The following is a 25,565-nucleotide window of genomic DNA, read 5'->3' on the forward strand; positions in this document are numbered from 1 at the left end:
CGGGATGGACGGACCTCTGGTGTCCCAGTTGTTCCGCCAGGAGCACCGCTGGGTAGCTATGTTCGGAAGGGATAACCGCTGAAAGCATCTAAGCGGGAAACCCACCCCAAGATGAGAGTTCCCTTTCCGCTTCGGCGGAGCTGAAGGCCCCTCGTAGACGACGAGGTTGATAGGCCGGAGGTGGAAGTCCGGTAACGGATGGAGCTGACCGGTACTAATAGGCCGTGAGGCTTGACCATCCCTTTCTTAAGGGCGATGGGACAGCGCTGATGCGAAGACCCTATTCCCAGATTGGGCCGGTGGCTATGGCGAGGAGGCCACACCCGTTCCCATCCCGAACACGGCAGTTAAGCTCCTCAGCGCCGATGGTACTGCGTGGGTGACCGCGTGGGAGAGTAGGTCGCCGCCGGTCCATTATTCGAGAAGGCCGGAACCTGATGGACAGGTTCCGGCCTTTTTGCGTTGGGACTCTCGCCTTCTCGTGTCATCGCCTTCGGCCCCGTCCATCCCATCCAGCACGCATTCCAGAACCCCACCCCGCCGGACGGCCTGGATCATGGTGGCGTGCTCGCCCTTGGGTCGCCCTGGAGGCATGGATGCCTGAAAGGGAAGAGGGGGCCGTTCGCTGTGCCCTCTTCCGTGATGGTGGAGGGGGAAAAGGGGGAGATAACGAGCCGGACAACACCACCTCCTGACCTCCCAGAGGTGGAGCTGTCGGCAGGCAGGGGAGAGCACCGGGGCGCGGGTGCAAACCCCTGTCATCTGCGCAGTGGGGGTAATTCTACCTAGGCATTGGAGGCATCTTCTGGTGCCGGGGCGCTCTGGCCGCGACCCGGGAAGTCCTGGATCCGGTAGCCATGTTTTTCGTCCACGATGTTGGCCACCATCTTGTAGACGGTCTTAAGCGGAATGTGTGCCGGGCAAGCCTCTTCACAGAGGCCGCAGTAGACGCAATAGCCCACCATGTGGACCGCCCGGGTGAACAGAAATTCCGGGTTGGCGGGCGGAAGGGTGGAGCCCGTCTTGGGAACGAAGGTGTCCTCTTCCAGCGTGCACTCGTGGCAGAAGCAGACGGGGCAGATGTTGCGGCAGCCGTAGCACTTGACGCAGCGATCGAAGGCATCCTTCAGAAATTGCATGTCCTTGACCAGATTCTTGGGGGTGGCGGTCACCACCTTGGGGCTGGGGGGCAGGTCGGGTTTTTCCCCCGCCACCAGGGCGTCCGGCCAGGGTTTGAGGCATCCGCAGCGCTGGGCCAGGTCGGGAGAGCACGAAAAGCCCACCAAGGTCACCCGCTTGGGATTGATCTGGCTCGCCTGGACCAGCTTGTGGAAGGCCCGTTCTTCACAACCGCGAACCATGACCGCAAGTCTTTGGGTGGGATCCAGCCGGGTGAGGCGCAGGAGCACTTTCACCAGTGGATAACGGGCCTGGCCGGGCTTTTCCAAATCTCCCAGGGAAAGGCTTTCCAGCTCTTCTGCGCGGGTGAAGAGGTGCGGATGAATGTGTTCGCCCTCTTTTTTGAGGGCGAGAAACCCGTCCACGACGCCGTCCGCTAAAAGTTTTTTCGCGTAATCCCGGATTTGATCTTTCATGGCGATTCCCTGTATTGGTAGATTCAACTAGCCAGGCTTGTTGGCCCGTTACGATTGGTTGTCACTCTCCCAGGAGGTTCCCATGCTCACAGAGCACGGTGTGGTGCAAGGTGTTCAAGATCAGTCCGCGTATGTGAAGGTGGAACGCAGCGAAGCGTGCCACAGCTGCCACTCCCAGGGCGCTTGTAAGATGCTCAGTAGCAAGGAGATGGTGGTGGAGGCCGCCAATGATCTAGGCGCCCGGGTTGGCGACCAGGTGGAGATCGGCCTTCCGACCGGATCCTTTCTCACCATGTCCCTCGTTGTCTATTTCGTGCCCGTGGTGGCCTTTGTGGGCGGGGCCGCGTTGGGCTGGTCCAAGGCGGCCGTCCTGGGCCTCAATCCCACCCTGGCATCCGTGCTCGCCGGTTTTGGAGCCATGGCGGTGGCCTTCGTGGCGGCCAAGGGCTTTGACCGGCGAGCCGGATCACGGACGCACTATCGGCCGCGCATTATGCGGATTTTGCCAAGCTCTCCGGCTCCTGAAGCGGCCGACGATAGCAAATGAGTCCGCAGCGAAGGCAGCGTTGCGCTTCCCGGCGCACCTGTTCTTCCGAAAATCCCAATTCCACTTCCGCCTCCGGGTTCGCCATCTGTTCAACCGGAGACAGGGCAGGCATCTTTTCCCTCGGCTGCGGGGACAAGGGCTCCAGCGTGTCAACGGTGAGAACCCGAGTGGAGCGCCGGATCATGCCCGGCGGTGCGGCCACCTCTTCTCCCATGAGTCGTTTATGAACGGAGGCGGCGCCGCGTCGGCCCGCACCGATGGCTTCCACCACCGCCTTGTAGTCGGTTGTGGCCTCGCCGGGGCGGAAGATGCCGACGTCTTCCTCGGCGAAGGGACCGGCGTAGGGAACGACCGTTTCCCAGTGGTCGGTTCTCACCAGTTCCTGTTGGTCGCCTTCTCCGCGCTGTTCATAGACCGGCGCGTAGATGAGTTCCGGAAACCTTCCGGCGCCGGTCACCAGGGTCTGCACAGGGATGTGCTGGAGCGCCGCCTGTTCGTGCAGTTGCTGCAGGGTCTGTCCGGGAACGTATTTCTCCAGAGACGCCACCTCCACATGGGTCAGATCACCGGCGCGTCCGAACATGCGGGTGATGGCGGATCGGAAATGGAAGGTGATACCCTGAGCTTCCGCCGCCTGAAGTTCTTCGTCCGTAAAGGGGGATTCCTGGCGGGATCCGCGAAAGACCACGTGAACGTGCTGGGCACCCAATGTTTTGAGCAGGTGCGCGGCATCGATGGAGGCGTTTCCGCAGCCCACGATCATGGCGTCGCCGGCAAGCTGGGGCGCCTTGCCGGCCATGTGGGCGAAGGACAGATGGACCAGGAGATGGACGCCGGGCAACATCTGGTACGGCTCCGTGGGAAGCCCTTCACTCATCTGGCTGTCCCATCCGCCGGTGGCCACGAAGACGGCATCGTAGCCCTCTTGGAGAAGATCGCCAATGGCCACGTCCCGGCCCAGTTTCGTGTTGGTATGGGCCGTCACGCCCGTCTCCAGGATGCCTTGAATTTCCCAGTCGAGCACATCCTTGGGCAGCCGGGAATCGGGGATGATGGTTCGAAGCAGTCCGCCCAGGTGGGGCTTGCCTTCATAGACGGTGGGTTCGTGGCCCAGCCGGGCCAAAAAGAAGGCTGCGGTGAGGCCCTCGGCGCCACCACCAATCACGGCGATTCGCTTTCCGGTGGGGGGCGCCTTCTCGATGGGAATTCGGCTCCCGCTCTTCATCTCAAAGTCGGCCACGAATCGTTTGATGGGATTAATGGCCACCGGCTCGTCCAGCAGGTTGCGTCGGCATTCGTTTTCGCAAGGATGCACACAGATACGGCCACAGACCAGGGGAAAGGGGTTCTTTTCCTTGATGATGCGCACCGCCTCCAGGTAGTCGCCGCGTCCGGCCGCGTCGATGTAGGCGGGGATATCGATCCCTGCCGGACAGGTGCGTTGGCACGGAGCGGAGCATTGATCCAGGGTGTATTCCTGGGTGACGCGGCGGGAATTGGAGGTGAGGGTGATGATGTGCTTGGGGCAGACCCGCTCGCAGGTGCCGCAACCGGTGCAAAGGGATGCATTCACCCTGGGAAGGCCGTCTTCTCCCATGGACAAGGCGCCGAAGGGGCATGCCTTGACGCAGGAACCCAGTCCCAGGCAACCCACGGGGCATTCCTTGGCACCGCCGCCGAGGAGCATGGCAGCACGACAATCGTTGAGGCCGTCGTAGATGTATTTGAGGTCCGCTTCCTGGGGGCCGTAGTAGCATCCGGGGCGGGCGATTTCGGGTTCCACCTCCTTGATCTCGATGCCCAGGATAGAGGCTACCTTGGCGTGGGTGGCGGGGCCGCCTCCCACGCAGATGGTCGGTGGAGCCTTGCCCGTGGCAATGGCCTCGGCAGCGCCGGAGCAGCCCGGAAACCCGCAGCCGCCGCAATTGGCTCCGGGAAGGGCTTCTTCCACTGCCACGATGAGGGGATCCACGTAAACGTAAAAGATCTTGGAAGCGGCGGCCAAACCCACGCCGGCCACGAACCCTAGTCCACCAATGGCCAAGATTGCTGAAAGCATAGTCACCCTCTTAGTAGTTGCTCCATCGGGCCAGGAGAACCCATCCTTCGATCAAGTGAGGCGACGGGCTTCACACCATGCCCAAAAAGCCCAGGAAAGCCAGCGCCAGCAACCCTCCAGAGATAAGACCCACCGGGAGTCCCTGAAGGTGTTTGGGAACGGGTGCCACGAGGATCCGCTCGCGGATGCCCGTCAGCATGATCAGGGCCATTCCATAACCGACCGCCGATGCGAAGGCGAAGACAAGGGTCTTGATGAAGTTGAAATCTTCCTCCACGCACAAAACGGCCACGCCCAACACCGCGCAGTTGGTGGTGATGAGCGGGAGGTAGATCCCCAAGGCCCGGTAGAGGGCCGGGACGGACTTCTGGAGGAACATCTCGACCAGCTGCACCAAGGAAGCGATCACCAGGATGAAGGCGATGGTCTCCAGATACTCCAGACCAAAGGGAGCCAGCACGTATTTTTCGACCAGCCAGGTGATGCAACTGGCCAGCGTGATGACGAACACCACGGCCATGGCCATCCCCGTGGCCGTATCCATGCGGTTGGACACCCCGAAGAAGGGACAGTTCCCCAGGTAGCGGGCGAGAATGATGTTGTTGACGAAGACGGCGCCGACGATCAACAGCCAATACTCGTGCATGATGTTTACCTCCGTCGGCTACGCGCGTTTGGCGCTGATCAGGTTCATGATCGCCAGGATGACGGCCAAGCACAAAAAAGCGCCGGGAGGCTTGAGCATGATGGCGAACGGCTGGAAATGGGGCCCTGCCAAGGGCACTCCGAAGACGCTCCCGGAGCCCATCCATTCCCGCACGGCCCCGAGAAAGGTCAGGGACATGGTAAACCCAATGCCCATGCCCAAGCCGTCTGCGGCGGAGAGAATGAGTCCGTTTTTGGATGCAAAAGCTTCCGCTCGTCCCAGGATGATGCAATTGACCACAATGAGGGGAATGAAGATGCCCAAGACCTTGAAAAGGGGATAGAAGTAGGCTTGCATCACCAATTCCACAATGACCACGAAAGAGGCGATGATGACGATAAAACCGGCGATCCGAACCTTGCTGGGGATCACGTTGCGTAGCAGTGAGACCAGGATGTTGGAGCAGACCAGCACGAAGGTGGTGGCCAGCCCCATGCCCAGCCCGTTCTTGGCGGCGGTGGTAACGGCCAGGGTGGGGCACAGGCCCAACACGAGCCGGAAAGGAGGCACCTCTTTCCAGAGACCCTTGGTGAATTCGCTCAACACACTCATGGCTCAAAGCACCTCCTCTTTGATCTTCGGGAAGAGCTTGATGGCTTCCTGCACGGCGGTCACCGCGGCCGTACTGGAAATGGTGGCTCCGCTCACGGCGTCGATCCGCCCTCCCTGGGTGGACAGCTTCACCTGGTCCAGACCCTTCAACTTGGCAAACTGCCGGGTGAAGGCCGGCTCGGTGATGCGGGCGCCCAGGCCCGGCGTCTCGCTGTGGGTCATGACGCTTACGCCCGTGAGGGTCCCGTCGGGCGCGAAACCGATCATGAGGGAGACGGGGCCGTGATAGCCGCTGGCCGTCGCATCGTAGGCGAAGGCGACGATCTTGCCGTCCTTCTTGGCCGGGAAGACATCCTTCAGGATGGGCTGGCCTTTCTCGTCGGTTCCCAGCTTGACTTGGATCTTGTCGGTGATGGGATCGTTGTCGTAGCCTTCCGGTAGCACCACCTTGAGGGACGGGCCCTTCACGAATTTGAGCAGTTGGTATTCCCGCGGCGCCTTGGTGGCTTCGTTCACATAGGAAAGAACCAGCCCCGAAGTGCCGCAGATGGCTGTCAGCACAACGACCATCTTGATCAAGTCACGCACTTTCCTGCACCCTCCCTATGACTCGTGGACGGATTCGATCCAACAAGGGGGTGATGCCGTTCATGAGCAGCACGGCGAACGGGGCCCCCTCCATGTACGTACCCCATGTGCGGATGATGATGATGAGGCATCCGCAGCCCAGCCCGTAGAGGACCATGCCCGGAAAGGTCACGGGGCACGTCCCCGGTTCCGTGGCCAGGAAGAACGCGGAAAGAAAGACCCAGCCGGCCAGCACGTGAAAAGTGGGCGAAGCGTAGAGGCTCGGATCGATCAGGTGGCAGACGGCGGCAAAGATCCAAGCTCCCGCCAGGCAGAAGACGGGAATAGGCCAGCGGATGACGCGCCGTGCGATCAGGTAGATGCCACCCAGCAAGACGGCCAGTACGGAAACGGTTCCCGCCGTTCCCGGCACATTGCCGAGGAAAAGATCCGTCCAGGGAATGTCCCGGATCACCTGGATACCGTCCATCTTGAGTATGTCCATGGGCGGGTATTCGATGTAGCCTCCAGGCTCCAGGCCGAAGGCCGGATGGGGCATGGGAAAGGATTGGAGGATGTGGGGGTAGGAGATGAAGATGAACCCGTAGCCGACCAGGACGCAGCTGAAAGGATTGCTTCCAAATCCCCCAAAAAGCTGGCGGCCGACCAGGATGGCCGTGACGGAGCCCAGCACGCAGATCCACCCGGGGACTTCCGGAGAAAGGATGAGCCCAAGCAGGAGGCCGGCCACCACCGCCGAGCCGTCGGAAACGGTCACGGGACGCTTCAAGGCCTTTTGCCACACGGCTTCCGCCACGACGGCGCTCACCACGCACAGCAAGGCCACACGCACAGCGTTCCAGCCGAAGTAGTACCAACCGGCCAAAAGGCAGGGGAGAAGCGCGATGGCGAAATCCACCATCATGCCCTGGACCGTTCGCCCGGAGTGCCAGTGCGGAGACGGAGAAACAATGAGACCAGGTCGCTTCATGACTCCTTCCTCATTTCCAGGATCTCGCGTTTGCCATGGCGGATCAGTTGCACCATGGGGCGTTTGGCCGGACAAACGAAGGCACACAGGCCGCATTCGATGCAATGGGCCAGGTATTGGGCCTCCGCATCGTGAAAGCGGCCGTACTCGCACAGTTTGCCCAGCTCGTTGGGCAAAAGCTTCATGGGGCAGACGGGAACGCAATGGCCGCAGTTGATGCAGGCCCGGTAATTGTAAGTGTGGACCTCATCCGGCTGCTGGACCAGGACAAAGTCGGAGGCCACCAGCGGGGCCTGCCGGTCGAACTGGGCATAGCCCAAGAGCGGGCCGCCCACCACGATCTTGGCTGGTTGCGGTGCCGCGTTGGCCGCTGCCAGGATGGGTTCCAAAGGCGTTCCGGCGGGAACTCGATAGAGCCGGTGCAGCCCCGATTTCCACGACGAGACCTGCACCAAGATTTCCAGGGGCAGAGTTCCGTCCGTGAGAAACCGTCCCAGCTGCCAGGCCGTGGTCACATCGATCACGGCAACACCCACCAGGCGCGGATCAGAGGCCGGCTGCGGCACCTGCTTGCCGGTCACAAGCTGGACGAGAACGGGAGTGAGGGCGGACGGGTAAACGTTTTCCAGACCCCGACAGTCCACTCCTTGCTCCTGGAGGGATCGAAGCAATTCCCCACCGGGAGGCGCGCTGCGGTCGTAGACCAGAACCACCCGCGAGGCCTGGGACAGGGCCTTGAGCGCCGCAACGGCCTGGACGACGAAGGAGCCCAGATGGCCCAACACGGTCCGACGCACCATCTCGCCGGGTTGGCGGTCCAAGCCGTTGATGATGAGGGTCTCAATGGGGTTGTGGAAGGGGGCGTCGGTGAGCTGGAAGGCCTCAGAGGCCGTTTCGGGCGAGCAGATACGGGCGGGAAAGGGCCACGGGTGACGGTCCGTTTCCGCAAAGCCCGCCTCGGTAAGCGCCTTGGCAAGGGCCACGGGAGCAGCGCCCTGTGGCGGCGCTTGGCTCGCCGGGGCCCCGTCCCCCAAGGGCTGGAGGACGACGGCCTGGGCCTTTTGCCCGTCGGGCGTGTTGACGGTGCGGATCCCTTCCACGGATCCCGCTGCGGACGCCCGCAACATCGGAAGGCGTGGATCCTGGAACCGGCCCACCACCGCGCCGGCCTCCACGGTTTGCCCGGGAGCGACCTGGGCTTCCGCCCGGCCCCATGGGCCATCCAGCGGAATGAAGATCTTTTCGGGATGGGGAAGAACGTCGGGCGGCGGCGGGCTTCCTGGACTTGCTGCGATAAGAGCGATTTTGGCTAGCTTCATGCTTTTTCCGATCGTGTCCCAATCCTTAAACTGGTTGACAGATACGCTCAGAAACCGCCTGAAAGACCGGCGGGCCCCTGGATTCACCCAGGGCGTCCGCGACTCCGCTATTGTGAAAGGGTTAACATCTTTTCGAAAAAACTGGCCAATGCACGGCCCCGGGCACCCCGCCTGTCTTCCCGTCCTGGGCGGCAGGAAGCGCCCCACGATTAGGCATTTTATAGATAAAGAGACTGTCAGGTGTCAAGCCAATTGAGACATGAGGCACAAGATGGGCCTTGGTCACAACGAGGACGCCTTGATTTGCACACTCTCCTGTGCTAGAGGGAGGAGTGCGGGTGGGGATGCCCGCCGGTCGATGTGAAAGGATGCACGAGCTTTTTGCCGTGCGCCTCCTCGCCCCGACCGCCCGGTGACCCAGTGTTGATTGCGAAAAGGAGAGGTCCATGGATTACCGTTCCGTTCTCACCACCTGTCCGTACTGCGGTTGTGGCTGCGGGCTTTACCTGGAAGTGGTGGACGGTCGAATCGTTCAAACGCTTCCGTCCAAGACCAGCCCGGTGAACCGAGGAAGGCTGTGCATCAAGGGCTGGAACGCCCACGAGTTTGTGCACCACCCCCGCCGGCTGACGCGGCCGCTCATTCGCCGCGGCGACGGCCAGGTGGAGGCATCCTGGGACGAAGCCCTGGACGCGGTGGCCTCCGAACTCAAGAGGATCAAGGAAACCTACGGCCCGGACAGCGTGGCCTTATTCTCATCCGCCAAGTGCACCAATGAGGAAAACTACCTGCTTCAAAAGTTCGCTCGGGCCGCCATCGGAACCAACAACGTGGACCACTGCGCCCGTCTCTGACACAGCTCCACGGTGGCCGGTCTGGCCGCTGCGTTCGGTAGCGGTGCTATGACCAACTCCTTTGACGAGTTGGCCGATGCCGATTGCATCTTCATCATTGGATCCAATACCACGGTGGCCCACCCGCTGGTGGCCACGCGGCTCTACCAGGCCAAGGCGAAAGGGGCCAAGATCCTGGTGGCGGATCCGCGAAAGATCCAGATGGCGCTCTTTGCCGACGTGGCCGTTCGCCAGCGCTTGGGCAGCGACGTGGCGCTCCTGAACGGCATGATGCACGTGATTGTGAAAAACGGTTGGCACAATCAGGCGTTCATCGAAGAGCGCACCGAGGGGTTCGAAGACTTTCTGAAGGTCATCGAGCAGTTCCCACCCGAAAGGGCTTCGGAGCTCAGTGAGGTGGCCGTGGACGACATCGTCCGGATGGCCGAATACTACGCCAAGGCGCAAAACGGATCCATCGTCTACTGCATGGGAATCACCCAGCACACCACGGGCGTGGACAACGTGAAGTCCCTGGCCAACCTGGCCATGCTGTGCGGTCACATCGGACGCCCCTCCACGGGAGTGAACCCGCTTCGCGGCCAGAACAACGTGCAGGGAGCCTGCGACATGGGCGGCCTTCCCAACGTCTACCCGGGCTACCAGGCCGTGACGGTTCCCGAAATCAAGGAGAAGTTCGAAAAGGCCTGGAACGCCACCCTCTCCGCCAATGTGGGGCTCACCGTGGTGGAAATGGTGAACGGAATCGAGGAAGGCAAGGTGAAGGCCATGGTGGTCCTGGGCGAGAACCCGCTGGTGAGCGATCCCAATGCGGGGCACGTGCGCCACGCCCTGGAGCAGCTGGAATTTTTGTGCGTGATCGACATCTTCCCCACGCCCACCACGCAACTGGCTCACGTGGTGCTCCCCGGCGCCTCCTATGCGGAAAAGGAGGGCACCTTCACCAATTCCGAACGGCGGGTTCAGAGGGTTCGCCAGGCCATCGATCCCGTGGGGGATGCACGGCCCGACTGGCAGATCATCCGGGACCTGTCCAATCGGGTGGGCTATCCCATGAAGTATGGGTCTGCGGAAGAAATTTACGAGGAGATCCGCCAGTTGACCCCGTCTTATGCGGGCATCACCTATGAGCGGATCGAAGGGGAAGGGCTTTGCTGGCCGTGTCCCACCACCGATCATCCGGGAACCCCCTACCTGCACAAAGACCGGTTCGCCCGCGGCAAAGGCCTCTTTCACGCCATCGACTATCGGGAACCGGCGGAAATTCCGGATGCGGCCTATCCCTTCTGGCTCACCACCGGCCGATCCTACGCGCATTATCATACCGGCACCCTGACGCGCGTCTCAGCGCACCTGGATCGGGAGATGCGGGAGGTTTTGTTGGAGATGCATCCGGAGGATGCCGGTGCCTACGGCGTAAAGGATGGGGACATGGTGCGGGTGAGCAGTCGGCGCGGCACTGTGACCGCCAAAGTGCAGGTGACGGACCGCATCGGAAAGGGCGTGCTTTTCATGCCGTTTCACTTCGCCGAAAGCGCCGCCAATGTGCTCACCAACGCGGCTCTGGACCCCGTGTGCAAGATCCCCGAATACAAGGTGTGCGCGGTGAAGGTGGAAAAGGCGGCCTGAGCAAACCGCTGTTGCGGGCCCCCGTAAACGAGCCATGGTATAGGACCCATGGGCGGCGGCCCGGCGTAGCTTAGAGCCCCGTAGGGGGGGCGGCGTGACGCGCTCCATGCCAAGCCTAATCGACAGAGCCTGACGGACGCATTTCAGGCTTTGTATTCGCAAAAGCGATCCGCCGGGTCGCCCCGAAAAGAGGGCTGCGCAGCAGGGCCCATTTCCAGGAGTCCCATTTCGGACCAGGCCCGCTAAGCAAGCGAGGAAAGGGGCGCGCGGGGTTCCTAGACCCCGGGCCCCCTCTTTTTTTCGCTGGAAGGTCTCCATGGCGGCCGTTGGCCCCCAAGCCGCCGGCCATGGATCACGGCGGGACCTTCCCCAAGGCTTCCTTGGGCAAAGGGATGGGAGCTTGAGACCACGGGGACGCCGGGTGTGGCACCGGCCCTTCGGGTCAGGAAACGTGGGGTCCTGCCTTCCGGACGGCGTCTGCAGCGGCGCGGGCCAGCGCATCGCAGCGCTCATTTTCGGGATGGCCGCTGTGGCCCCTGACCCATCGCCACTCCACCTGATGGCGCTGTGTGAGCCGGTCCAACTCCAGCCAAAGCTCCTTGTTTTTGACCGGTTCCTTGGTGGCGGTCTTCCAGCCGTTCTTTTTCCAGCGGTGGATCCACTGGGTGATGCCCTTTTGGAGGTACTGGGAGTCGGTGTGCACCACCACGTGGCAGGGTTCTTTGAGTGCCTTGAGGGCCTCGATGACCGCCGTGAGTTCCATCTTGTTGTTGGTGGTCCTGGGGCTGGATCCGCTGAGTTCCTTTTCGTGACCTTTGTAGCGCAGGATCGCGCCCCAGCCGCCCGGTCCAGGGTTGCCGGTGCAGGCTCCGTCGGTGAAGATCTCCACCCGTTTTCTCTTTTGCATCATGTCTTCGTCCTCTCCATCGTCGGCCACCATAGCATGAAAGAAGCGCCGAGACACGTGCGCGATCCACGCGGCCTGCGCAGTCCCATGGGGCCAAAACGACTCCCCTCCCATGGGCTTCCCCAGCCACGATTGAGGCCGTTCACCTTGCACGGATCACGCGTGACCCGTCCCGGGATATCGGTGCCGGGAGCCGGTGTCATCCCCTCAGGGTTTGTGGTAAAAGGGGCAGGAACGGAAGGAAAAACGATCCGATCGCACGGAGGCGAACATGAACGGCTGGCGGAAACGTTTTAACCTCAACATACGCCAAAAGGTCATCGTGGGGATGACCCTGGGGGTCCTGACCCTGGGGGTTATCGGGGCGATTTCGTACCGGTCGCTCCTGGAGGTCGAAACCAAGGTGAAGTTCGTGGAGGTGGCGGACGACCTTTTGAACACCATCCTGGAGCTGCGTCGATTCGAAAAGAACTTCTTTTTGTATGAAACACTGGAGGCCATCGAAGAAAACGAGCGCTACCGAGAAGAGGCGACGTCCATTCTGACCCGCATTTCCCCCAGGCTCCGGTCCCTGGAGGGAGGTCAGAAGCTCCAGAGGATTGAAGCGTCTCTTCGGGACTATCGGCGTTTGATGGCACAGCTCAAACAGGCGGCTTCGGCGCACCGGCGGGAAGAGATTCATCGGTTGGAGCAGCCTCTGCGGGAAAAGGGTAAGGAACTGGTGGACCTGGCCCAGGACCTGGTCTATTTCGAGCGCCAGAGGATCTTGGGCATCCTCAAGGGCTTGAAGACCCAACTGGCGGGATCCCTCGCCTTGGCCTTGCTGGGGGGTGTCCTTTTCGTCGCCCTCGTGGCCCGAAAGATCGTTCGTCCCCTCAAGGTGATCGAGAGGAACATGTTGCGGATCGCCCAGGGTGACTTTGCCCCTCTTCCGGTCATGGATACTCGGGACGAAACGCAGCAGGTGGTAAAAGCCTTCAACCGCATGGTCACCGAATTGGAACGGCGCCAGGACCAGCTGGTGCAGGCCAAGAAGCTTTCTTCCTTGGGGGTGCTCACCTCCGGGGTGGCCCACCAATTGAACAACCCCCTCAACAACATCTCCACCTCGTGCCAGATCCTTCTGGAAGACCTGGATCAGTTGGATGAGGACTTCATCCGGCGGGTGCTCACCAATGTGGAACAGGAAGTGGCGCGGGCCCGGGACATCGTGAAGGGCCTTTTGGAGTTTTCCAGGGCCAAGGAATTTACCATCGTGCCCACCAACCTGAACGAAGTGGTGGCCAAAACGGTGCGACTGATCTCCAGTCAGGTGCCCCCGGGTGTTCGCATCGAGACGCGGGTTTCCGAAAACATGGTGGTCGAGATGGACCCCCAGCGCATGCAGCAGGTCTTTTTGAATCTCTTCATGAATGCCATCCAGGCCATGCCGGAGGGCCGGGGGGAGATCTGGGTCACGGCGGAATACGACCAGGCGGCCCAGCAGGTTCTGATCCGCGTGCGGGACACCGGCTGCGGTATGTCGGAAGAGGTGGCCAGCAAGATCTTCGATCCCTTTTTCACCACCAAAGAGGTGGGGGCGGGCACTGGACTGGGAATGTCCATCGCCTACGGGATCGTGGAAAAGCATCGGGGGCACATCGAGGTGGAAAGCCGCGAAGGCGAAGGGACGACGTTTACCATTATCCTGCCGGTCAAGCGGTCCGAGGCTTAGGCGGCTGTCTGGGAACGCCCCGGTTCCTCCCTTCTCGTGTGGACGGAGAGTGGGGGACACCAGGGGCGCCCGTGTCACCGGCCTGTCGTTTCAGCAGTAGGGGCGGGACCCGACCCGACAAGGCTTTCTGGGAATTCAAGAATCACCACGGGGCCGGTGAAATTGCAACGGGTCAGATAGGCCCAAAAGGCCGGCAGGCCATCGTGGGTCAGGCTCCGTGGGAGGGAAGACAGGGGGCGCCTGGGACTGGAATGGATCCGCTGCTGTGGAACGAGATGGGGTAGGGATGACGGAGCGCATTCTCATTGTGGATGACGAAAAGGTTGCTCGGGAGAACCTGCAATACGTTCTCAAAAAGGAAGGCTACCACGTGGTGGCTGTGGACAGCGGATTCCGGGCCCTCAAGGAGCTGGAGCGCACCGAGTTCGATTTGGTCATGACGGATCTGCGCATGGAACGCGTGGACGGCATGGACGTGCTGGAACGGACCAAGGAGCTGTGGCCGCAGACGGAGGTGATCGTGGTCACGGGCTACGCCACCGTGGCCACGGCGGTGGAGGCCATGAAGAAAGGGGCCTACCATTATCTTCCCAAGCCCTACAAGCTCGAGGAGGTGCGCATCCTGGTGCGCAAGGCCCTGGAACGCCGGGAATTGGAAAAGGAGGTCCAGGAGCTCCGACGGCAAGTGCGCCAGGAGACCGGCGGCCCGGTGATCATCGGCAAGAGCGACAAAATGCACCAACTGCTGCGCTTGGCGGAACAAATCGCTCCGACGGATACGAGCGTGCTCATCTTGGGGGAGACCGGGACGGGCAAGGAATTGGTGGCCAGGTTTCTCCACGCCAAGAGCCAACGTGGGGACCGACCTTTTCTGGCCATCAATTGCGGAGCCTTTTCCGAGGAGCTATTGGCCAATGAGCTTTTCGGCCATGAAAAGGAGGCCTTCACCGGGGCGGGTTCCACCAAAAAGGGATTGCTGGAAGCGGCCCATGGGGGGACGGTTTTTCTGGATGAAATCGGAGAGATGCCGCCCGCCATGCAGGTGAAGCTTCTGCGGGTGCTGCAGGAAAAAAAGCTCATCCGGGTGGGAGGAACCGAAGAGATTCCGGTGGACATCCGGGTGGTGGCCGCCACCAACCGTAACCTTCTCAAAGAAGTCAAGCGGGGACGCTTCCGCCAGGATCTTTTCTACCGGATCAATGTGATTACGCTCTATGTGCCGCCCCTGGTGGAGCGAAGGGACGATATCCCACTTTTGTGCCGCCACTTTCTGGACAAATTTGCCCGGGCCCAACAAAAGGAGATTGCCGAGATCTCCGAAGAGGTGCTGGAAGTGCTCATGCAATACGAGTTTCCCGGCAACGTGCGGGAGCTGGAAAACATCGTGGAGCGGGCGGTGGCCCTGGCCCAGGGGGATCGGATCGAAGTGAACCACTTGCCGCCGGACCTTCAGCAGCTGACCCTCCGAGTGCCGCGGCCGGCTCGTCGGGAATTTCTCACCCTGGAGGAGTACGAAAAGGAATACATCCTGTGGGTGCTCAAGAAGGTGAAGGGGAACAAGACCAAGGCGGCCGAAATCCTGGGCATCGATCGCGTTTCCCTCTGGCGCCGGCTGAAACGTTTCGGGGTCCAGTAGTTCCTGGCAGCCGGGTCAGGATCCCTGCGCGGGCTCCAAAACCTTATCCAGGATCTGCTCAATGCCCTCGGCCAGTACCACGTCTATGTCCATGAGCACATCCTCTTCCAGCAGGCGGATGTCCGATTCATTGCGCTGGGGGAAAATCACCGTGGACACACCGGCCCGTTGGGCCGCCAAGATCTTTTCTCGAACGCCGGCCACCGGCAGTAGACGTCCGCTCAAGGTGAGCTCTCCGGTCATGGCCACATCCCGGCGCACCGGGCGCTGCATGAGCAGGGACAAGAGGGAGACGGCGATGGTGATCCCCGCAGAAGGCCCGTCCTTGGGGATGGCGCCCGCCGGAATGTGGATGTGGATGTCCGAGTCCCTGAAAAAGTCCGGGTCGAGTCCGAAGTGCTCCGCGTGACTGCGCACATAGCTCAGGGCCGTCTGAGCCGATTCCTTGAGGATGGTTCCCAGGGATCCGGTGAGGATCAGTTGCTGGGAGCCCCGCATGCGTGTGCTCTCCACAAAGATGATTTCGCCCCCGAGTTCGCTCCAAACCAGCCCGGTGGCCACGCCGATCCGACTCCGGGCTTCCGTCACCTCGAAGGTGTATCGCGGAGGGCCCAACAGTTCGGGAATCACATCGGGAGGGATCTCCCCCGGTCCCTGGGAGTCCTTCGCCGTCAGATAGAGCCGGGCCACTTTGCGGCAAACGGCCGCCAGTTCCCTTTCCAGATGGCGCAGCCCCGCCTCCCGCGTGTAACCCCGAATGATGGTGAGGATGGTCTCCTCGGAAAAAGAGACATCCCGGCCGCGCAGGCCGTGCTCTTCCAGCTGTCGGGGGATCATGAAGTGGCGGGCGATGGCCAGTTTTTCCCTTTCCGTGTAGCCGGGAAATTGAATGACTTCCAGCCGATCCAACAGGGGGCGGGGAAGTCGTTCCACCCCATTGGCCGTGGCGATGAACATGACGCCCGAAAGGTCGAAGGGCACGTCCAAGTAATGGTCCATGAAATGGGAATTCTGCTCCGGATCCAGGATTTCCAAAAGCACCGACGCGGGGTCTCCCCGGAAGTCCTGCCCGATCTTGTCGATTTCATCCAGCATGAAGACCGGGTTCTTGACCCCCAGGCGCCGTATCTCGTGGATGATCCGGCCCGGCATGGCCCCCACGTAAGTTCTCCGATGGCCCCGCAGTTCCGCCTCGTCGCGAAGGCCCGCCAGGGAAAGCCTCACGAAGCGCCGTTCCAGGGCTTGGGCGATGGATCGCCCGATGGAGGTCTTGCCCGTGCCGGGCGGGCCGGAAAAGCACAGGATCGGCCCCCGGGTCATCTGCATGTGGCGCCTTCTTTCCTTGACGGATGAGACCAACGATCGCAGTTCGGCCATGTTGATGGGCTTGGAAAGATACGTCACGGCCCCCTTTTGGAGGGCGGTCACGGCGGAAGTGACGGTGGCGTATCCCGTCACCATGATCGTTTCCGTATGGGGCGAGATCTTCTTGATGGCCTCCAGGAGCTGCAGTCCGTCCATCTTCTGCATCTTCAAGTCCGTGATGACCAGATCGTACTCCTTGATGCGAAGCTTGTCGAAGGCCTCCTGGCCGTCCACGGCCGTGTCCACCTGGTGCCCATCCTTGCGAAGCACGTATTCCAGGTTGGTGCGGGCGATTTCCTCGTCGTCCACCACCAGCACGCGAAACGCCTGGAGGGAGCAAAGGGTGCGAACCGCCAGATAATCCAAAATGCGGTCCTTCACGTGCTGAAGACCGTGATGGGCCTGACCCAGAATCTCCTGGGCACGGTCCAGGTCCAAGTTGTCCACGGTAAAGTGATTCCAGGGTAGGGAAAGGAGAAAGTCCACGTAGGCGGTGCCAATGGCATATTCGGCCACGGCCGGATCCGTCTTTTGCAGCTTGTCCAGCTCCTTGAGCGCCACCTTGAGCACATGCTCGGGAAGGTCGGCTCCTTCCACACGTTGACGCAGTAAGTCCAGATCCTCCGGTTCGGCCTCGGGGCGTTGCTCGTCCTGCGGACGCTTGAAGAAGATCATGGGCTGGATCCTCCTGGTTTGGGATGCTTCATCGGGGGCTGATTATTTCATCCGTGGAAGCGGCACGCAAACGAAAAGGTGCTGCAGAAAGCGCGATTCCATCGGGTCTTGTCGGCCTCAAGGCTGAGCCCGGAAGTCGGCGAGAGACCAGGATAAACGGTGGTCAGGAGGGATCGAGGGGGTGACGAGTCAAGAAGGGAAGGCAATGGGACACCCGGGAGCTATCCCGAAAACGTCCGGGTTGGTCTCCTCTTTCATGGATAAAAGGGAGGGGTAAGCCGGCGGGTCCGTGCTGTCGGCCTGGCCTTGCGCACCTAGGGGCGGAACCCGCCCCTCCTCCAGGCCTTGTGAGAACTCACAAAGTGCCATAGGGCACCGTGGCATTGCAACGAGTTAAAATTCGCCACCCCCGGTCCAATGGGGGTTGTGGAACCGGCGCCCGTTCCCGGGTCACGGCGGCCGCCTTGCCATGACGCTTCTTCCGGTGGTGCGCAGATGGAAACCGGGGCCGGCGAGGCCCCGGAGATCTTCTCGCAAGTGTTGCAAGGTGCAATAGTCTGTTGTATTGGTTGCAATGATCGCTAACATTATGAAAAGACACAAATAACGCTTTTGAGTTTTCTTTTTGTTGCATTCTGCAATGGTGAGTGTTTTTCGCGTTTTTCCCGTCAGGAAAAGATAGAAGCCAGAAAATCAAGTAGTTAGGTATTGAGACCTCCTTTTGGTACGGGTTTTGATCTTTAAGGGGGCAACGGCAACCAATCCCCGCAAGGGACCCCAAAAAGGAGGACGGACATGGGACGGATCAAGGAAAAACTGGAAGCCATGGCGGCGGCCATCGCCTTTGCAGAAGCCGATGAAAGGGAGGAAGCCCTGCGGCTGCTGGAAGAAAGTGAGCGTACGGAAAAGCGGGTGGAGACGAGAAAGGATCAGCGCCAGCGGCCTCGGCCCCGGGTGTATCGAACCTGAAAGCCTTTTCTCAGAGGTTCTCATAAAGAGCGGCGAAAGGGGGGACACAGAGATGATCAAGCGTCTGAAGAAACGATTCGGTAAGGGCGAGCGTCAACGGTCCGACGTGGAAGTGGAGAAGAGAAGTGGGCTCCGGAAATCCGTGGAAACCACCATGGACGCCGCCACCTTTGCGGAGGTCGGCATGCATGCGGAGGCCCGGCAAATCATGGCCGAAGAGCAAGCCGCGCCGCGCAGGGTGTTGGTGGTGGGCCATGAGGGCACGTTTTCACGGCCCGTGATCGACTACGCCTTGGGCTTTGCGGAGCGAATGGGCTACGAGATCGTGGCGCTCAACGTGCTGGACCTTCCCAAGGATTCGGAAAAGGTGGGCCCCTATTGCTCGCTCATTGCCAAGGAGTTTGAAAACACGTGCGAACAGAGTGTGGCCGAATTCCTGCGGGAAGCCCAGGAACGTGGCATCGGGTTCCAACATGTGGTCAAAGTGGGGGATCCGGACAAGTGTATCAAGGACGTGACCCACGAACTCCGACGCATCGAGTTCGTGATCAGCGAACCGGATGCCCTTCCCGAGGTGGCGGGCAAAGAGGAAGAGGTGGTGATTCCGGTCTATGCGGTGGCCTCCCCGGCCTAGGGGCTTGAGTCCATAAGGGCTTCGGCTTTTCGGCCGGGCAGGGCGCTTGGGCCAAGGGTGTTGGAGCGGACTATCCAGACAGAAGGGTGGAAAAAGAAATGGACACGCGTTTCATCTTTGGGCTGGCGTTGGTGGCGGTGGCCTTTGGGCTGTGTTTCTGGTTTCGAAACGAAGGAAAACACTGAGAAAAGGATTTCTCACGATCATGGAGGCCGCCGGCGGGGTGGCCTGTGGGAGGCGGGGCATCCCGCCTTTTTCATGACGAGGAGAAAAACCGATGGGCCAGGGAGCCTTCCAGCGATTGCTGGATGCAGTGGGAATCGGCCGCGCTGGGGCGCCAAGGCCGCGCGGCCGGCACTGGACTCTTGAAGAGTGGCCAGCGGCGATGGCCGAGGCCGGTCGTTGCTCCAAAGACCCTTGGGCGGATGGCCGGGGTGAGCTGGGCGGACGGCGCCAGGTCCTGGTGGTGGGGGGCGAAGCGGGGTTTTCGCAGAAGCTCATGGAATACGCCGTGGGGTTCGCCGCACGCATGGGCTATGGGATCACGGCGCTAAGCGCCTTCCACGTGCCCTTGACTTCCAGTCTCGATGACCCTCGCTACGCTCACATGGTGGTGGAGTTTGAAAGGAACGCCAGGGAGTCGGCCCGTGGGTTTGCCGCTCGGGCCCGGCAGGGCGGTGTGGCCTTCTCGCACCACATGCGGCTGGGGGCTCGGGACAGGGCTGTCCAGGAGATCTGCGCGGCCATGGGATGTGTGGATTTCGTCATGAGCGATCCATCCTTGGAGGAGAGGGCGGCACAGGGCGTGGATCCCGTGATTCCCGTCTATGCCATGGCGTCCGCCTCCTAGCGGGTCTCCTTTCAGGAAAGCCGGCACGGCATCTAGGCGTGCCGGGTCGATTTTGGATTGGAATTTTGGATGGGAGGTGCTTTTTGGCGATTGCTCGCCTTGGCTTAATGTGATAAAAGGACCAGTCTAGTGAAATATTTCTTAAATGGCTGGCTTGGGCTCCCCGCCGCCTTCTGACGGAGCATCCAACAAGGTGTGGGTGAAGCAGAAATTTCCCATTTTTTAGGGTTCAGGGAGGTATCCAATTTGACTCACGACATGATTCTGACCTTGGTTGTGTTGGCCTTTGCGGTGTGCTTGTTCGTCTTCGAGTGGGTGCGGGTGGACGTGGTCGGTATCATCATGATGGTGCTATTGCCCCTCATGGGATTGGTCACCCCCCAACAGGCCTTTTCAGGCCTCAGTTCCAACGCGGTGGTCTCCATCATCGCCGTGATCATCATCGGCGCCGGCCTGGACAAGACGGGCGTCATGAACAAGGTGGCCACCCCCATCATCAAGCTGGGAGGGGGCAGTGAGCCACGCATCATGGCTCTGGTCTCCGGCACCGTGGGAATCATCTCCAGCATGATGCAGAACATCGGCGCGGCGGCCCTTTTTCTGCCCGCCACCCAGCGCATCTCCAAGCGGCTGGGGATCCCTATCTCCCGGCTGCTCATGCCCATGGGCTTTTGCGCCATCATCGGCGGCACGCTCACCCTGGTGGGTGCCAGCCCCACCATCCTGCTCAATGATTTACTGGTGCTGGAAGGCAAGAAGCTGGAACCATTCGGCCTCTTTACCCAAACGCCCATCGGCGTGTGCCTTCTCGCAGCGGCCATCATCTATTTTCTAGTGCTGGGAAAATTGATCCTGCCTGCCAGCAGCGGTGAAGCGGACAAGGGCATCACGGCGCAGCTCTTGGAACAGTATGCGGCCCTGGAGCAGCCCTACGAGGTGCAAGTCCCGGAGGATTTCGCAGGACCCAAGACCTTGGAAGAACTGGGACTGCGGCGGGACTACCTGGTGTCGGTGGTGGCCATTGGAAACCCCCGCACGGGTGTGAAACGCCTCACCGCCGGCAGGAAGGATCCGGTGTCGCCCGGAGATTGCCTGGTGATGCTGGGCAATGTGGAACGGATCAAGCGCTTGGCTCAGGACAAGGGCTGGGAGCTGAAGGACGGTCTGGACTACTTTGCCGATGAGTTTGCCCGCACCAGTGCCGGCGTGGTGGAAACGGTCGTCTCCCCGCGATCGGAACTGATCGGAAAGACCCTGGCGGAGTTGGATTTCATCAAGCGCTTCCGCGTCAACCCGGTGGCCATCAACACCGGCGATCGCATCTACTATTCGGGCATCAACCATGTGCGACTCAAGATGGGCGATGTGATCCTGCTTCAGGGGCCCTGGGACCGTCTTCATCGGATCCGCAACCTGCCCCAACCGCGCATCTTGACCTTCGCCACCCCCCTGGAAGGCGAGATCCTCCGGCCGGAAAAGGCCAAGCTGGCCGTCTTCTGGCTGGTTCTCGCCCTGTCGCAGATCATTTTCTTCAAGGTGCGTCTGTCCGTTGCCCTCATGTCGGGCGCCTTGGGCATGATCATCACGGGGGTGCTTTCTGTGGATGAGGCCTATCAATCCGTGGACTGGATGACCGTCTTCTTGCTGGGTGGCCTGATCCCTCTGGGCATCGCCTTTGAGCAGACGGGGACGGCGGCCTTCATCGCCAAGAAGGTGCTGGAAGTGGTGGGAGAGGTGCCCCCCATCGGGCTGTTGGCGGTGGTCGGGGTCATGACCTCCTTTTTCACCCTGGTCATTTCCAACGTGGGGGCCACGGTGCTTCTGGTGCCACTCTGTATGAACATGGCGCTCATGGCCGGCGGGGATCCCCGCATGGCCGCCTTGGTGGTGGGCCTTTCGGCCTCCAACACCTTCGTGCTTCCCACCCACCAGGTGAACGCGCTCATCATGCGCCCCGGCGGCTACCGAACGGTGGATTACGCCAAGGCCGGGAGTATCATGACCCTGCTCTTTCTGGCCATCGAACTGACGGTCATCTACTTCTTCTACGGGGTTTCGGGCTCGTAAAAACGAGACGGCGCGGGAGAGCCTATCCCGCGCCGTTCCATCCCTTTCCAACACCCTCCTGGGGAGGCTGTCCGTCAATGGCCCCCCCGGCCTTTTAGGCCTTCCGGACAAATGCAATTCCACTTTGTCATGTGATGCCTTTTGAGCCTTGTAGGGGCGGGTGCGAAACCCGCCCCTGGTGCTTAGAGACCAGGCCGGCAGCACGAACCCATGTGATAGTCCCAACCTTCCGTTCGCACAAGAAGGGAGCAACCGAGGCGTTCTCGGCCACGCTCCAAGGAGCACGATGGGCGCCAGAAAGTTCCCTCCCCTGAGGGGTAGGGGAGGGGGTCGGATGGTAGTAAGGGGCCATCTTTTGCCCTTGTTGAGCAGGGGCGATGGGGATGAGCTGCTTGGAGCACCCCCTCCTAACCTCCCCCATCGAGGGGGAGAGGGATCTGTGGGTTGCGAGGGCGGAGGGATTTTTGGGTTGGAGCTTGGTTCCGCGAGGTGGGCGGCATTTCAGCGGGCCTAAATGTTTGGGTGTCCCGTGGGCATGGGCCCGACCCGCGGCGGGGCGTTCCGGCCATGCATTTCCACCGAGAATTGACCCGGCCGGCGATGGAGCGAAGGAGACGGAGGGAACCGTGCGGATCCGACGGGTTCGTGCACATCGGGGAGAACGAGGCCGCCGTCTTCTAGCGTCAGGACCCGCAGCCGGTTGCCGGGCTGGAGCCGCCGTCCAAGAGGCAAAAAACGTGTGGTGAGCGATCGGACAAGAGGGGGTCAGGTTTTCCAGACGTTGGGAGTGGGCCGGCAGGGTGCGCCGGGGTGGGTCCCGCCCGGTTGGACGGTCAGGTGGGCAAGAGGGCGGAAAACCGATGGGGAAGGGGAGGACCGCTGGCGTCTTTGGTGGCGCGCATTAGGTCGACATGCGTCGGCGCACGAAGCGGGCGTAGGCCAGGGGGGTCTTTCGGATAACCGCTTCATGGAGATTTTCCAGGGGGATCTCCGCGCGCGCGGCGGCCTTGTGACCTCCGGCGCTTCCGTAGGCGCCGAAGGCCTTCTGGATGCTTTTCCCAGCATCCTTTCGATAGCCGTCGTTTCTCACGATGACCACCAGGGTGTTGCCCACCACCCCGCTCACGATACTCCAGGAAATGTCGTGCACCTTGAGCAGGAAATCGGCCAGGATGACCAGGATATCCGCCGAGGGGACCTTGGGCAGATGGGTGTAGATGCGGTCCCTGCTCACGGTCTTATTTTCCAGGGCTTCGCGGAAGTAGTTGAGATCCTTGAGGGCCAGATCCGAGATCTCGATTTTTCGAAGCACATTGTGATTGGCCTTGCCGAAGAGATAGTGGAAGGCCCGCACGTCTTCTTCCCGGCTCTGGCGTTCAAAGTTTTGGGTGTCGGTCTTGATGCCGTAGATGAGGGCCGTGGCCAGGGTCTGAGAGGGATGGATGCGGGCGGCCCGAAGGTATTCCGTGAGGATGGTGGAGGTGGCTCCATAGTCCGGGCGGATGTCCGCCAAGGGGATTTCGCCACAGGCGGCCAGCGGATGGTGGTCGATGACGGCCGTATAGGGGATCTTGCGGAAGAAGTCGTTGTGGCACGGCTGTCCGTCCACCAGGAGGAACTTGTCGTAGTTACCCAGGGACTTTTCCTGAATGGGGACCAGGGGAAGCTTGAGCAGGCGCACCATGGTCAAGTTGTTGAGGCGTTTGACAGGGCGGATGATCCCCACGGTGGTGGATTGGACCCGGCGCCACAAAAGGCGTCTGAGGGCGAAGGCGGACGCGATGGCGTCCGGATCCGGGTCGATGGTGATGAGAACCCGGTCTTTGAAGTTGAGGAGGTCGTAGAGTCTCTTGAGGGCCTCCTGCCGGGATCGGGGGCGGCAGGAGCGGCCATGGGGTGTGTGGCTGTTTTTCTTGTTCGCCATGACGGACGGCCTGCATAAAAAAAGGGGTGGCGCCCCACCCCTTTTGTGTGATTTCTTTGGAGCGGGAAACGGGATTCGAACCCGCGACTTCGACCTTGGCAAGGTCGCACTCTACCACTGAGTTATTCCCGCTCAGTTCGTGGCTCTATTTACCTGAGAGCCTTGGGAGAGTCAAGAAAAAAAATGCCCCATAACGGCCGATAACATATATTATGTAAACCACTCTGGAGGTGGGTCCATGATCACCGGAATCTTCTATCATCCCAGCTTCAGCCGCCGCAGCTACCTCACCCAGGGATCCCGCCTGGAACACTTCCCGGCGGCCCTGGAGCCTCTGCTCAAACACCCGCACTTTCGCCTGTACCAATCGCCTCCCATCGATGAAGACTGGATCCTGAAGGTCCACAGCCGAGAGCTTCTGGATGGTGTTTACCAGGATCGGTTGTGTTCCACCGCCTGGCATTCGGCGGGCGGCGTGGCCCAGGCGGCGGAACTCATCGCCCGGGACGAAATCCAAAACGCCTTCGCCTTCATCGGCGCCGGTGGTCACCATTCGGGGCGGAACTTTTTCGGCGGCTACTGCTGCTTCAACGATGTGGTGATCGCCATGACCATCCTTCGACAGGTGCACGGCATCCAACGGTTCGCCATCCTGGACACGGACGCCCACCACGGAGACGGCACGCGGGACCTGGTGCGTAACGATCCGGACGTGCTCCATGTGTGCCTTTGTTACAGTTCCTATGAATCCCAGGACGGGACCAAGGTGGATGTGCCGGCCCCGGGGGCTCTTTCTTCCTTCTGGTCCCACGGGACGCCATCGCCCGACTCCCCATCCGAGTCGGCCGCGGATCGGGACCGGGCCTACTACGAGACGGCCCGAGCGGCCTTCTATGAGCGTTGCATTGCCTTCGCGCCCGAGCTCCTTTTCTGGTATTTTGGCTTCGATACCCACCGGGGCGACTATGGCGATCTGGGGCTCACGCGAAAGGCGTACCTGTTGATCGCTCACATGATGCGCGATCTGGCCCACAGGGTGTGCCAAGGACGCTTGGAGGTGGTTCTGGGGGGCGGATCACGCAGCGACATCGCCCGGCGTTGCATCCCGCCCATCATCGCGGTGCTGGGAAACATGGAATGGGAAGATGGGCGGATCCAATGAGAGAAGCTCGGAGGGCCATGATCGATGAAAATGCTCCACAAGACGCTGGCCAAGACGCTTTCCACCATTCTCACGTGCGTGCCCGCCGAATACGGCCTCTTTTGGGATCCGGACGGGACCATGCCCTGGAAGGAATGTTACTGGGCGCTGCAGGAGGATCCGGCCCTACGGTTTGTGCGCGAATCAACGGTGCGGGAACTCCTTCTTCTGGGCCACGACCTGCCTGTGGTGCTGGAAGAAGGCCGGCTGCGGCTTTGCGATGGGCAACGGGGCGTGGCCCAATATGAACCGATGGACCCGCCCGAGCGGCTCTTCGCAGGTTTTCGCAGGCGGCAATACCAGGCCATGGGAAAAATGGGGCTTCGGCCCGGCGGCCGAGCCTTTGCTCCCCTCTTCCAGGACCCGGCCATGGCCGAACGCTGGGCAAGGCGGCGCGGAACGGATGTGCTGGTGGCGGAGATCCGGGCGGCCGAGGCCGCTGGGAACGGCGTTGTCTTCTTAAAGGCGGGAGACGGCATGTACCTGGTGGAGATGCTTCCGCCCCAGTGGATCGACCTGCCCAGGCTTTCTGCCAACGAACGGGAGAAGATGGAGGCCCAGGCCCAGCTGGCCCGCGAGAAAAAGCGCAAAAAGGCGGCTCCCGCCGCCGAAGCGGATATTCCCGGTGCCGTGCGCATCGGCAGGCGCCATCTGCGCGGAATGTTTCCCGAGGCCGCCTACGACCACGAGGAAGGGGCCCGGAAAGGCCGCACCAACAAGAAGGGAAAGGGTTGGAAAAAGGGCGCGCGAAAGGAACGGCGTAAGCGGGAGCTGTGAAGGATCGGCCGGCACACAGGCCATCTC

At 61.3% G+C, this 25,565-nt stretch carries 20 protein-coding genes, 1 tRNA gene and 2 rRNA genes; 12 read left to right on the forward strand and 11 right to left on the reverse strand.

Translation table 11 applies throughout. The features are described from left to right. A 23S ribosomal RNA gene (locus B9A12_RS14505) occupies positions 1-239 on the forward strand; the annotation flags it as partial. Between the two features lie 56 nt (positions 240-295). Continuing rightward, positions 296-412 (forward strand): 5S ribosomal RNA (rrf, locus tag B9A12_RS14510). 373 nt (positions 413-785) lie between these two features. On the opposite strand, the gene B9A12_RS14515 is transcribed toward rrf, so the two are convergent. Next, positions 786-1,595, reverse strand: coding sequence for a hypothetical protein (locus tag B9A12_RS14515; protein ID WP_084058827.1), 810 nt, complete (start codon positions 1,593-1,595; stop codon positions 786-788). A gap of 82 nt (positions 1,596-1,677) precedes the next feature. On the opposite strand from B9A12_RS14515, the gene B9A12_RS14520 reads away from it, so the two are divergent. Beyond that, complete coding sequence (locus B9A12_RS14520; protein WP_084058828.1) at positions 1,678-2,142, forward strand: SoxR reducing system RseC family protein; 465 nt, start codon at positions 1,678-1,680, stop codon at positions 2,140-2,142. Here the strand turns inward: B9A12_RS14520 and B9A12_RS14525 are convergent. The 6 genes from B9A12_RS14525 to B9A12_RS14550 form a co-directional block, all read right to left on the reverse strand. Beyond that, positions 2,087-4,201, reverse strand: a complete 2,115-nt coding sequence (locus B9A12_RS14525; RefSeq protein WP_084058829.1) for an RnfABCDGE type electron transport complex subunit B — start codon at positions 4,199-4,201, stop codon at positions 2,087-2,089. The two genes, B9A12_RS14520 and B9A12_RS14525, sit on opposite strands and share 56 nt — an antisense overlap. 70 nt (positions 4,202-4,271) lie before the next feature. Further along, positions 4,272-4,847, reverse strand: a complete 576-nt coding sequence (rsxA, locus tag B9A12_RS14530) for an electron transport complex subunit RsxA (protein ID WP_084058830.1) — start codon at positions 4,845-4,847, stop codon at positions 4,272-4,274. Between the two features lie 18 nt (positions 4,848-4,865). Then, on the reverse strand, positions 4,866-5,459 hold the full coding sequence (rsxE, locus tag B9A12_RS14535) for an electron transport complex subunit RsxE (RefSeq protein ID WP_084058831.1): 594 nt from the start codon (positions 5,457-5,459) through the stop codon (positions 4,866-4,868). Positions 5,460-5,462: 3 nt separating this feature from the next. After that, positions 5,463-6,029, reverse strand: a complete 567-nt coding sequence (locus tag B9A12_RS14540; RefSeq protein WP_245802461.1) for an RnfABCDGE type electron transport complex subunit G — start codon at positions 6,027-6,029, stop codon at positions 5,463-5,465. A gap of 10 nt (positions 6,030-6,039) precedes the next feature. Beyond that, positions 6,040-7,017 carry an RnfABCDGE type electron transport complex subunit D gene (locus B9A12_RS14545; RefSeq protein WP_170920634.1) on the reverse strand — a complete coding sequence of 326 codons (978 nt, stop codon included), beginning with the start codon at positions 7,015-7,017 and terminating at the stop codon, positions 6,040-6,042. Next, a complete protein-coding gene (locus B9A12_RS14550) occupies positions 7,014-8,336 on the reverse strand; it encodes a 4Fe-4S binding protein (protein ID WP_084058834.1) in 1,323 nt (440 codons plus the stop codon). Before B9A12_RS14550 ends, B9A12_RS14545 begins: the two co-directional genes overlap by 4 nt. Before the next feature lie 446 nt (positions 8,337-8,782). On the opposite strand from B9A12_RS14550, the gene fdhF reads away from it, so the two are divergent. Then, complete coding sequence (fdhF, locus tag B9A12_RS17685) at positions 8,783-10,819, forward strand: formate dehydrogenase subunit alpha (protein ID WP_084058835.1); 2,037 nt, start codon at positions 8,783-8,785, stop codon at positions 10,817-10,819. Positions 10,820-11,261: 442 nt separating this feature from the next. Here the strand turns inward: fdhF and rnhA are convergent, their stop codons facing one another. Continuing rightward, on the reverse strand, positions 11,262-11,729 hold the full coding sequence (gene rnhA / locus B9A12_RS14560) for a ribonuclease HI (RefSeq protein ID WP_212636964.1): 468 nt from the start codon (positions 11,727-11,729) through the stop codon (positions 11,262-11,264). A gap of 268 nt (positions 11,730-11,997) precedes the next feature. Between rnhA and B9A12_RS14565 the strand changes: the two genes are divergently transcribed. Then, the gene (locus B9A12_RS14565) at positions 11,998-13,440 is read left to right on the forward strand and encodes a sensor histidine kinase (protein WP_084058836.1); all 1,443 of its coding nucleotides are present in this window, start codon (positions 11,998-12,000) and stop codon (positions 13,438-13,440) included. 286 nt (positions 13,441-13,726) lie between these two features. Further along, positions 13,727-15,076, forward strand: a complete 1,350-nt coding sequence (locus B9A12_RS14570; RefSeq protein WP_084058837.1) for a sigma-54-dependent transcriptional regulator — start codon at positions 13,727-13,729, stop codon at positions 15,074-15,076. A 15-nt stretch (positions 15,077-15,091) separates the two neighbouring features. Here B9A12_RS14570 and lon read toward each other — a convergent pair whose 3' ends face one another. Beyond that, complete coding sequence (gene lon, locus B9A12_RS14575) at positions 15,092-17,116, reverse strand: endopeptidase La (protein ID WP_084058838.1); 2,025 nt, start codon at positions 17,114-17,116, stop codon at positions 15,092-15,094. Positions 17,117-17,911: 795 nt separating this feature from the next. Here lon and B9A12_RS17075 point away from each other — a divergent pair. From B9A12_RS17075 to B9A12_RS14590, 4 genes are all read left to right on the forward strand, one after another. Next, entirely contained in the window at positions 17,912-18,085 is a 174-nt protein-coding gene (locus tag B9A12_RS17075; RefSeq protein WP_170920635.1) for a hypothetical protein, read from the forward strand. A gap of 52 nt (positions 18,086-18,137) precedes the next feature. Continuing rightward, positions 18,138-18,719 (forward strand): universal stress protein, encoded by a 582-nt coding sequence (locus B9A12_RS14580; protein WP_084058839.1) that lies wholly within the window; start codon positions 18,138-18,140, stop codon positions 18,717-18,719. Positions 18,720-19,104: 385 nt separating this feature from the next. Beyond that, positions 19,105-19,569 carry an adenine nucleotide alpha hydrolase family protein gene (locus B9A12_RS14585; RefSeq protein WP_084058840.1) on the forward strand — a complete coding sequence of 155 codons (465 nt, stop codon included), beginning with the start codon at positions 19,105-19,107 and terminating at the stop codon, positions 19,567-19,569. A gap of 246 nt (positions 19,570-19,815) precedes the next feature. Next, complete coding sequence (locus B9A12_RS14590) at positions 19,816-21,636, forward strand: SLC13 family permease (protein WP_170920637.1); 1,821 nt, start codon at positions 19,816-19,818, stop codon at positions 21,634-21,636. Between the two features lie 901 nt (positions 21,637-22,537). On the opposite strand, the gene B9A12_RS14595 is transcribed toward B9A12_RS14590, so the two are convergent. Beyond that, positions 22,538-23,560, reverse strand: a complete 1,023-nt coding sequence (locus B9A12_RS14595) for a DHH family phosphoesterase (RefSeq protein ID WP_084058842.1) — start codon at positions 23,558-23,560, stop codon at positions 22,538-22,540. Positions 23,561-23,617: 57 nt separating this feature from the next. Further along, positions 23,618-23,692 (reverse strand) — tRNA-Gly (locus B9A12_RS14600). A 106-nt stretch (positions 23,693-23,798) separates the two neighbouring features. On the opposite strand from B9A12_RS14600, the gene B9A12_RS14605 reads away from it, so the two are divergent. Together B9A12_RS14605 and B9A12_RS14610 are read left to right on the forward strand one after the other, a co-directional pair. After that, positions 23,799-24,722 carry an arginase family protein gene (locus B9A12_RS14605; RefSeq protein WP_084058843.1) on the forward strand — a complete coding sequence of 308 codons (924 nt, stop codon included), beginning with the start codon at positions 23,799-23,801 and terminating at the stop codon, positions 24,720-24,722. Between the two features lie 24 nt (positions 24,723-24,746). Then, positions 24,747-25,538 (forward strand): RNA 2'-phosphotransferase family protein, encoded by a 792-nt coding sequence (locus B9A12_RS14610; RefSeq protein WP_139796658.1) that lies wholly within the window; start codon positions 24,747-24,749, stop codon positions 25,536-25,538. Positions 25,539-25,565 lie beyond the last annotated feature (27 nt).

The organism is Desulfacinum hydrothermale DSM 13146 (assembly GCF_900176285.1).
GTDB lineage: Bacteria > Desulfobacterota > Syntrophobacteria > Syntrophobacterales > DSM-9756 > Desulfacinum > Desulfacinum hydrothermale.